Consider the following 6046-nt stretch of genomic DNA (forward strand, 5'->3'; position numbering starts at 1 on the left):
TCATCAGCCACACCCGGTCCCCCCGGACCGCCAACCATTCTTAGGGAGCCATCATGGCGTTACGCACACGCGGTGCGGCGGACCGCGACACACCTCCCCCCGTCGGCAAGGACGTACGGATCGTCTTCTGCGGCCTGCTGGTCATCACGTTCATGGCGATGATGGATCAGGCGGTCGTCGCCACAGCAGGACCGACCGTCGCGGGCGAACTCGGTGGACTCGACGGCTACGCCTGGGTCTTCGTCGCCTACATGCTCGCCTTCGGCGCCGTGATGCCGGTCTACGGCAAGGTGGGCGACCTCCTCGGACGCGGACCCGTCCTCGTCTTCGCCCTCGTGACCTTCCTGCTCGGCTCCGCCGCCTGCGGACTCGCCGGCAGCATGGGCGAGTTGATCGCCTTCCGGCTGGTGCAGGGGCTCGGAGGCGGCGGGCTCGCCGTTCTCGCGATGGCGATCGTCGGCGAGTTGCTCGAACCCCGCCAACGTGCCCGTTACCAGGGCGTGTTCACGGTGGTTTTCGCGACGGCCTCCATCGCGGGCCCCGCGGTCGGCGGCCTCGTGACCGAAGCGCTGGGATGGCGCTGGGTCTTCTTCCTCAACCTGCCGATCGGGGCGGTGGCGCTGCTGCTCGTCGTCGAACGCCTCCGGCTTCCCGTGCGTACGGTGCGGCCGGTCCGGGTGGACGCGGTGGGGGCCGTGCTCCTCGGCGGCGTCGTCACCGGACTGGTACTCGTCACCACCTGGGGCGGGACGCGCTACGCCTGGACCTCTCCCGAGACGCTGGGCCTCGCGGGCGGCACGCTCACGCTCGCCGCCGCCTGGCTCGTGGTGGAGCGGCGGGCCGTGGAACCGCTCGTCCCGCTGCGGCTCTTCAAGGACTCGACGTTCGCCCTCGCCAATCTGATCGCGCTGCTCAGCAGCCTCGCGCTCTTCGGGGTCCTCAACTTCCTCCCGCTCTTCCTCCAGTTGGGCTCCGGCGTCACCGTCTCCTACTCGGCGCTGCTGATGGTCGCGGCCCTCGTCGGGATGACGGGCGCCTCGCTCGTCGCCGGACAGATCATCTATCGCACGGGGCGGTACAAGTGGGCGCCGGTGCTGAGCATGGCGCTGGGGACAGTGGCGCTGCTGCTGCTCTCGACGTGCACCGCGCAGACGGACGAGCTGGTCGTAGCGGCCCACCTCACCGTCCTCGGAACGGCGGCCGGGCTCTCCCAGCAGACGGTGACACTCGCCGCCCAGAACACGGCGCCCCGGGGCGACTTCGGCGTCGTCACCTCCACCGTCGCCTTCTCCCGGAACGTCGGGGCCCTCTTCGGGAACGCTCTCTTCGGGGCGATCCTCACCGCGCGCCTCGCCGTCGAGCTGCCGGAGCGAAGCCCCCTGCCTCACGGCGCGTCGGCGGATCTCTCGCCGGAACGCCTCACCGAGCTGCCGCAGCAGGCGCTCGACGGCCTAGCGACCGCCTGCACCGACGCGCTCTCCACCGTCTTCCTCTGCGCGGCTCCCGTGCTGGCGTCCGGCTTCGGCGCCGCCCTGCTCATGCGGAACCTGCCGCTGCGCCGAGCAACGGGAGAACGCCAACACCGCCCCGGCACCGAGGAGTAGAACGCGACGCGGCAGGTCCCGGCGCGCATGCCGCGGATAACCTTGCGGCTGTGGACGACTCGACCGAACCCGCAGCCGACCGCCGGCGCTCGGGCCCACCTCCCCGCACGGACGTGCTCGACGCCGTGGAGGCCGCGATGGTCCGCATCCGGCGCAGCCAGTCACGCGGCACCCTGGCTCGGCTCTCGCTCGAACAGGCGGGCGGGGAAGGCCGCTCGGGGAACCCGAGCGTGCTGACGCTCTTCGTCGTCGACGCCGTCGACGCCGGGCCGGGCGAGAGCGGCGACGTGACCGTCGGCCTCGTCGCCGAACGGCTCGGCGTCGATCCGTCCAGGGCGAGCCGCGCCGTGGCGGAGGCGGTCAGGACCGGGCACGTCCGCCGGGCCGCCTCGCAGGCGGACGGGCGCCGCAGCTGCCTCGAACTCACCGGTTCCGGGCGGGAAGCGGCCGCCGCCGCGCACCGCAGCAGGCAGGATTTCTACGCCGAGCTCCTGGACGGCTGGAGCTCGCGGGAACAGACCGAGTTCGCGCGCCTGCTCGGCCGGTTCGTCGCCGCCCTCGACACCAAGGCCGACGGAGCCTGACCCCGCCGGCGACGCTCACCCCCGCACCGTCAACCGCGCGTGCAGGTCGCGGGCCGAGGCGTCGGTCAGGGACGAGATCTGGTCGACGAGCACGCGGGTGCGCTCCGCCTCGTCGTCGGAGCCCGCGAAGAGCGCGGCGTACTGCGGGTCGAGGCCCTCGGGGGCCGACTCCCGCAGGGCCGCCGCGAGTTCGGCGAGAAGCTCCCGCTGCTCGACGCGGAGCCGCTCCAGGTCGGGGCGCTGGAGCACGTACCGATCGGCGACGGCCTTCAACACGGCGCATTCCAGGCGCACTTCGCGAGGCACGACCAGCTCGGCGCGGTACCGGGTGAGCGGTCCGGGACCGTAGGCGTCGCGCGTGGCCGTCTCCGCCGCGAGGCAGAAGCGCCCGATGAGCTGGCTGCTGGCGTCCTTCAGCGCGGCCTGCGCCAGCGCCGAGCCGTCGTAGCCGCGCGGCCACCACTCCTGCGCGAGCAACCTCTCCAGCGCCGCCTCGAGTTCCTGCGGCTCGGCGTCGGGCGCGTACCGCACGGCGGCGACGGCGAAGACGTCCCGCCGCTCCGGGCGTGAGCGGAACATCGAGGGGTGGAGGTGGCCCGCGTGTATGCCGTCCTCGACGTCGTGGACCGAGTAGGCGACGTCGTCCGACCAGTCCATGACCTGCGCCTCGAAGCAGCGGCGGCCCGGCGGGGCGCCCGCCCGGTACCACTGGAAGACGGGCAGGTCCGACTCGTAGACGCCGAACTTGGGGGAGGCGGCGTCGTCCGGGTTCGCGCCGCGCGTCCAGGGGTACTTGGTGGCCGCGTCGAGGGCCGCACGGGTGAGGTTGAGGCCGACGCTCACCTGGCCGCCGGGCTCTCCGGGGACGTGCACGAAGCGTTTCGGCTCCAGGCGCGCGAGCAGCCGCAGCGACTGCGCGTTCCCCTCGAAACCGCCGCACCCCGCGGCGATCCTGGCGAGTTCCTGCTCGCCGTTGTGCCCGAAGGGAGGGTGGCCGAGGTCGTGGGCGAGGCAGGCGGTCTCGACCAGATCAGCGTCGCAGCCGAGCGCGGCGCCCAGCTCTCGGCCGACCTGGGCGCACTCCAGGGAGTGGGTGAGCCGGGTGCGTGGCGTCGCCTGCCAGGCGCGGCTGCCGCCGTGGCCGACGCCGGGTGTCACCACCTGCGTCTTGCCGGCGAGGCGGCGCAGCGCGGCGGAGTGCAGCACCCGCGCACGGTCGCGCGCGAACGCCGTGCGGCCCGGTCGCTTGTCCGTCTCCGGCACCCACCGGTCGACGTCCGACGGCGCGTATCCGCCGTCGGGCGCCCCGTCGGGGACCTCTTCACCGAAGCTCCGCTCCATACGCCGACCGTAATGGGACCCTCGGGTGCGGGGCGCGGTGGCGGGTGGCAGGGTGACTGCGGCGGCGGCGCACGCGGGGTTCCGTACGCCCGGAAGGGGACGACGAGACGGAGGGACCTGGTCGATGGCGACGAGGACGGCCGGCGGCACCGGAGCGGCTGGGCAGCTCGCAGGAAAGGTCGTACTGGTCACGGGCGGTGCGCGGGGCATCGGCGCGGCCGTGGCGCGACGGGTGGTCGACGGCGGCGGCAGCGTCCTGCTCACCGATGTGCTGGAGACCGAGGGCCGCGAGACGGCCGAACTCCTCGGCGGGCCGGCGCGGTTCCTGCGTCACGACGTCACCCGCGAGGACGAGTGGCAGGCGGCGCTCGACTTCGCGATCGCCGAGTTCGGACCGCTCACCGGCCTCGTCAACAACGCGGGCGTGACGACGGGCGGCACCCTCGACGAGGAGTCCGTCGCCCACTTCCGCCAGGTGCTGAAGGTGAACCTCGTCGGCGTCTTCATCGGGATGAAGCTCGCCGGACCGATGCTGCGGCGCGAGGGCGGCGGCTCGGTCGTCAACGTCTCCTCCTCCGCGGGGCTCACCGGCCTCGCGATGACGGGGAGTTACGGCGCTTCGAAGTGGGGCGTGCGGGGGCTCTCGAAGATCGGCGCGATGGAGTGGTCGGCGGCGGGCGTCCGCGTCAACAGCGTGCACCCCGGGATGACGTACACGCCGATGACCGCCGAGACCGGCATCCGCTCCGGCGAGGGCAACTACCCGGGGGCCGCCATGGGCCGGGTCGGCGACCCGGACGAGATCGCTTCGGCCGTCGCCTTCCTGCTCTCCGACGACGCCTCCTACCTCTCGGGCGCCGAGATCGCCGTCGACGGAGGCTGGACGGCGGGCAAGACGGTGCGCGACCTCGCCGGGCAGTGAACACCGGTGGCCGGCACGGGTGTTGCGGTGCTCAGGCCGTCTCCTCCTCCACCCAGGCACGGTACTCCGCCGAACCGTGCACGACGGGGGTGGCGAGGATCTCCGGGACGTCGTAGGGGTGGACCGAGCGCAGACGCTCCTCCAGCGCCTGGTAGCCGCGGGCGGCGACCTTGAAGACGATCTGCCACTCCTGCTCCTGCTGCACCTCGCCCTCCCAGCGGTAGACCGAGGTGACCGGGGCGCTCACCTGCGCGCACGCGGCCAGCCGCGCCCCGACGGCCTCGCGGGCCAGCGCCTCGGCGCTCTCGGCCGAGTCCGTCGTCGTCAGCACGGTGAGCACGCGGTGGGGGCGATCGTCGGCGCTCGGCAGGTCGCTCATGGGTCTCTCCTGGACGCAGCGGATCGGGAGCTCCCACCGTAACGAGCAGCTCCGACAGTCGGCGGGCGGAGCCGGGACCCGGCCGCCGGGTGTCCGATCCGTTCAGGACCGCCCGGAGCACGGCCTCTTGGCCTCCGGCACATGACTCCACGACTCGATGCTTTGGGCATCGCCACCACGAACCTCCCCGCCTCCCTCACCTTCTACCGCTGCCTCTGCCTGGAGCCCCCGGCCGACCCCGGCACCGCGCCGCACACCGAAGCCGCGGCGGGCGGCCTGCGGATGATGTGGGAAGCGGTGCTCGATCCGGACGGCAACCCCGCCGATCTCTTCGCGCCGCCGGACGCCTGATCCGCAGGGGTGACGCACGACCCGCCTGCTGTGCGACGCCCGGCACGCACTCCCGCCCTCGGGCAACGACGCGAGGGGGACGGCGCCCGCTCACCGCAGCCCCCTCTCCGCGAGCACCACGCCCGCCGGCGCCCCGGCGAGCGCCCGGAACTCCCTTGCGAGGTGGGCCTGGTCGGCGTATCCGGCGCGGTGCGCGGTCTCGGCGCCCGGGAGGCCGCGCGCGTGCAGCAGGGCCCAGGCGCGCTGGAACCGCAGGATGCGCGCCAGCGTCTTGGGGCCGTACCCGAAGGCGTCGAGGCAGCGGCGGTGCAGGCGGCGCTCGCCGAGGTCGAGCCGCCGCGCGGCCTCGGCGACACCCGCGCCCGCTTCGAGCAGCGGCACCAGACCCGGAGGCGGCTCCGGCGGACCGCCGGTGCGAACGCCCCGCAGCCTGCCGAGCGCCGCCTCCTCCAGAGCTCGCGGCCCCGACTCGTGTGCGCGCTCGGTGAGTTCGCGGACGGCGGCCTCCGGCCAGAGGTCGGCCAACGGCACCCGGAGATCGCGCACCTCCCAGGCACGGACGCCGAAGAAACCCGGCCCCTCACCTGGCGCGAGACGCAGCCCCGAGACGCGGCTGCCCGGGGCTGCCGAGCCGACGTCGGCCGTGGAATCGGGCCCGGCGACGACGAGGCGGCCGCCCAGCAGAAGCAGATCCATGCAGCCGTCGGGCAGCACGCGGGACGGCCCCGCCCGCGCCGCGGTGTGCGACCACAGGACGGCACCGGGGACGCGCGACGGCCGCTCCTGGTACACGCCCGCCATCATGCCCCGCCCCACTGACAACGGGCCTCGACTCCCCACCGCGGGGCGGGAGACGCGGGGGGCC

7 protein-coding genes are annotated in these 6046 nt (G+C 73.9%); 4 read left to right on the forward strand and 3 right to left on the reverse strand.

Features of this window, described 5'->3' with window-relative positions; translation table 11 throughout:
* The first annotated feature begins 53 nt into the window (after positions 1–53).
* Complete coding sequence (locus UWG_RS0128160; RefSeq protein WP_016910540.1) at positions 54–1604, forward strand: MFS transporter; 1551 nt, start codon at positions 54–56, stop codon at positions 1602–1604.
* A 50-nt stretch (positions 1605–1654) separates the two neighbouring features.
* Positions 1655–2188: a MarR family winged helix-turn-helix transcriptional regulator gene (locus tag UWG_RS0128165; RefSeq protein WP_016910541.1), complete on the forward strand. Its 534-nt coding sequence runs from the start codon at positions 1655–1657 to the stop codon at positions 2186–2188.
* A gap of 15 nt (positions 2189–2203) precedes the next feature.
* Here the strand turns inward: UWG_RS0128165 and UWG_RS0128170 are convergent, their stop codons facing one another.
* Complete coding sequence (locus UWG_RS0128170) at positions 2204–3529, reverse strand: deoxyguanosinetriphosphate triphosphohydrolase (protein ID WP_016910542.1); 1326 nt, start codon at positions 3527–3529, stop codon at positions 2204–2206.
* A 124-nt stretch (positions 3530–3653) separates the two neighbouring features.
* Here UWG_RS0128170 and UWG_RS0128175 point away from each other — a divergent pair, with 124 nt between their 5' ends.
* Positions 3654–4451, forward strand: a complete 798-nt coding sequence (locus tag UWG_RS0128175; protein ID WP_016910543.1) for an SDR family oxidoreductase — start codon at positions 3654–3656, stop codon at positions 4449–4451.
* A 31-nt stretch (positions 4452–4482) separates the two neighbouring features.
* On the opposite strand, the gene cutA is transcribed toward UWG_RS0128175, so the two are convergent.
* Positions 4483–4830, reverse strand: coding sequence for a divalent-cation tolerance protein CutA (gene cutA / locus UWG_RS0128180; RefSeq protein ID WP_016910544.1), 348 nt, complete (start codon positions 4828–4830; stop codon positions 4483–4485).
* Between the two features lie 141 nt (positions 4831–4971).
* Between cutA and UWG_RS31265 the strand changes: the two genes are divergently transcribed.
* The gene (locus UWG_RS31265; protein ID WP_078495761.1) at positions 4972–5181 is read left to right on the forward strand and encodes a VOC family protein; all 210 of its coding nucleotides are present in this window, start codon (positions 4972–4974) and stop codon (positions 5179–5181) included.
* A gap of 90 nt (positions 5182–5271) precedes the next feature.
* Here the strand turns inward: UWG_RS31265 and UWG_RS0128190 are convergent, their stop codons facing one another.
* Entirely contained in the window at positions 5272–5985 is a 714-nt protein-coding gene (locus UWG_RS0128190) for a helix-turn-helix domain-containing protein (RefSeq protein ID WP_016910546.1), read from the reverse strand.
* Positions 5986–6046: the final 61 nt, after the last annotated feature.

Origin of the sequence: Streptomyces xiaopingdaonensis, from assembly GCF_000262345.1 — a bacterium.
GTDB lineage: Bacteria > Actinomycetota > Actinomycetes > Streptomycetales > Streptomycetaceae > Streptomyces > Streptomyces xiaopingdaonensis.